Origin of the sequence: Microvirga sp. KLBC 81 (assembly GCF_003075415.1) — a bacterium.
Classification (GTDB): Bacteria; Pseudomonadota; Alphaproteobacteria; order Rhizobiales; family Beijerinckiaceae; genus Microvirga.
This window is the reverse complement of record NZ_QDAH01000201.1, coordinates 1-2508: the sequence shown is the minus strand read 5'-3', so window position 1 is coordinate 2508 and position 2508 is coordinate 1. Positions and strand designations below refer to the sequence as shown.

The following is a 2508-nucleotide window of genomic DNA, read 5'->3' as shown; positions in this document are numbered from 1 at the left end:
TCGGGGAACAGCCACCAGCTTCCATGAGCGTGACTGCAGATCCAGGGCGACTCGCTCCCGCGATTACCCCATGTGGACGATATCGCAGGTGTCGTCGATATCCAGCGCCACACCATCGGGCAGAGTGGGATAGCTTTCCATCCACTGGTCGACCAGAGCATAGGTCAGGTGGATTGCATCGCGTAGGTTCGGGGCATTCTCAGACGGGACAGCGTCGGTTGAGACGCGAGATCGGCCCCGCTCTCTGGCAGACGCCCGCAGGCGAGCTTGAACGCCGGATCAGCGCGCAGCGGGCCAAAGTTGTTGCATTCCTCATAGCCGCACGCCATTGCCAGGATGCGGGCGCGGATCATGTCGGTGATCGCGTGCATCACGCGGGCTGGATCGCGTCGGTCCGGGATGAAGCGCGCCAGCCGCTCGGCGATCCCGAGCCGGCGCTCGGCCTGAGCCAAGAGCAGGACGCCGCCGTCCGATGACAATCGTCCAGCATCGAAAGCAGCTGTGATCTTCTTGCGGCCCACGGCTGGAAACGGAAACGTCGGAAGGGTATTGTCGAGCATGGCGGATGTGACAGCCTTGAACGGAGTGCAGGATCGGCTTCAGCAACCAGATCCTACGCTGCTTCAAGTGCTTCAGCTACATCCGCCAGCCCTTCTCCAGCCGCCTCGCGAATAAGAACGGCTAACAGGCCTCAGTCGGGACCGACCGATCGTGGCTAAGGCATGGATGTTGCTTTTTACAATTCGATAATTCCGAAGTTTACGGCTTTTATAGCCGCGACCGTTCTGCTAGCGGCGTCCAATTTTCGCATTACGTTTTTTATATGGAAATCGACGGTATTTACAGAAATCCCTAATATCATTCCTATATCCCACGACGATTTCCCTCTCGCCACCCACAGAATACATTCCTTTTCTCTTGGAGATAGGTTAGGAGCTTTCTCGATGCCTGTCGGATTCGCAAAGTTTGCGACCTTCAGATGGAAATGTAGCGCGGCAAGGTGCAAGTAGGTGGTTGTTCTATTCTGGAATTCGCGGTCCCAGGGTCGACCAAAGCTCATGATCGCCAGGCTGCCATCGGGGCCGTGCAATGGAACACAAATGCCTGACCTTAAGCCGAACTCCGCAGCCTCGTCGAAAACGCGCCGTTCAATTTCAGTCGTGCTTGCGTCATTGTACACGTCGCTCCATCGCAAGGCGCCGGTCCGCTTTCGACCTATCTTGATGATGGGATCTATCCTATCATAACCCATTGCGAAATAGCGCTTCTGCCATTCATCAGGATAATTCAGCATGGCCGCCGGACCGCGTCGGACCTGCTCCAAAACCTTGTGGTCAAGTGTAAGAGGAATATAGGCGATCCACGGGCAATCAAACTTTAGGGCAAAAGCAGACAATAAATCGAACAACTGTTCGGGTTGAGAAACACCATCAGTCCGGTCGAGAAATCGGCCGAACTCGACCGCAAACACCTCACTGGCTGCGTTCGGGAAACCCGTTGACGCGACCAAAGAAAACTGATCAGACACTCTGGCTGCCGGCCCTCGAACTAGAGGGACCGCGGTCATCAGCGGGCGTTCCAATAGTCTCTCCTTAGTAGCCACTTGCGCGCCATGTTGTCACTGGTGCACAACACTGCCGGCAATAAAAGGCTGCCGATCTGCGCGCCATGTCAGCGGGCCGGCATTGCTAAAGCTCTAACAATATCGATCTGAGGCAGACCTGACACGTTGCTTCGCTTCCTGCAGTCCATCGAGCGATGTGAACCACAAAATGAGTATCGGCCGGCAGCTTCATGCCGCCCCGCGACGAGGGAGCTTCAAAAGTCGTGCCAACCGCGCAGAAAGAGCGTCAGAAAAAGTTTCTGACTTTTATTCAAGGACTTAGAGCCCGTTTGAAAATTCACCACAAACACGAAATCTTGTAGCGCACTCAGGCTGCGAGCCCCTACATGTTGCGGCTTTGGTCTGGTCTCAAACGGGCTCTTAAATGAGAGTGCAGCAGGAAGCCGGCCGAACACCGTCGTGTCGCGGAACCGATAAACTCGACAGTAGGTGCCCGGCGTTTTCCCACGGTGGCGGACAGGAGTTCTGCGCGGGAACAGCGCAATTCACACCTTATCCAGCCGCGTTCCGCGTTGCCCGCTTTCCGACAATGTCGGACATGCGACATAGCAGCGTTAGGGCCATCATGTTGTTTTGAAACGGTTCTCCTTTGGCACGGTGCATGCACGGCCGTCCGCAAACGCGTCATGGATCGAGGAGCATCGTCCTGTGATCACGCTCATCAGCAATGCTGTTGCCGCGCTCAAAACTGCTGTTTCCCGCGCCACCGAGCCGACGGAAGGCTGGTACCTGACCTACAATCTCAGCCGGCACGATCTGAAAGAGACGATGGCTGAGCAGGGTCTGCTGGTCGATCACTCCACACGATCATCGCTAGACCGTCCACTATGCCCCGCTCCTGCTGGAGCAGTTCAATCTCCGGAAGCGAGCCGTCACCGGTAGAT

General features: G+C 56.2%; 1 protein-coding gene and 2 pseudogenes. 1 reads left to right on the top strand and 2 read right to left on the bottom strand.

The window, feature by feature from the left end:
* Window positions 1-72: 72 nt before the first annotated feature.
* Window positions 73-560 (bottom strand): annotated as a pseudogene (locus DC522_RS33095) (transposase); the annotation flags it as partial.
* Between the two features lie 176 nt (window positions 561-736).
* Window positions 737-1582 (bottom strand): LuxR family transcriptional regulator, encoded by an 846-nt coding sequence (locus DC522_RS33090; protein ID WP_245444748.1) that lies wholly within the window; start codon window positions 1580-1582, stop codon window positions 737-739.
* Between the two features lie 771 nt (window positions 1583-2353).
* Here DC522_RS33090 and DC522_RS33085 point away from each other — a divergent pair.
* Window positions 2354-2508 (top strand): annotated as a pseudogene (locus DC522_RS33085) (IS6 family transposase); the annotation flags it as partial.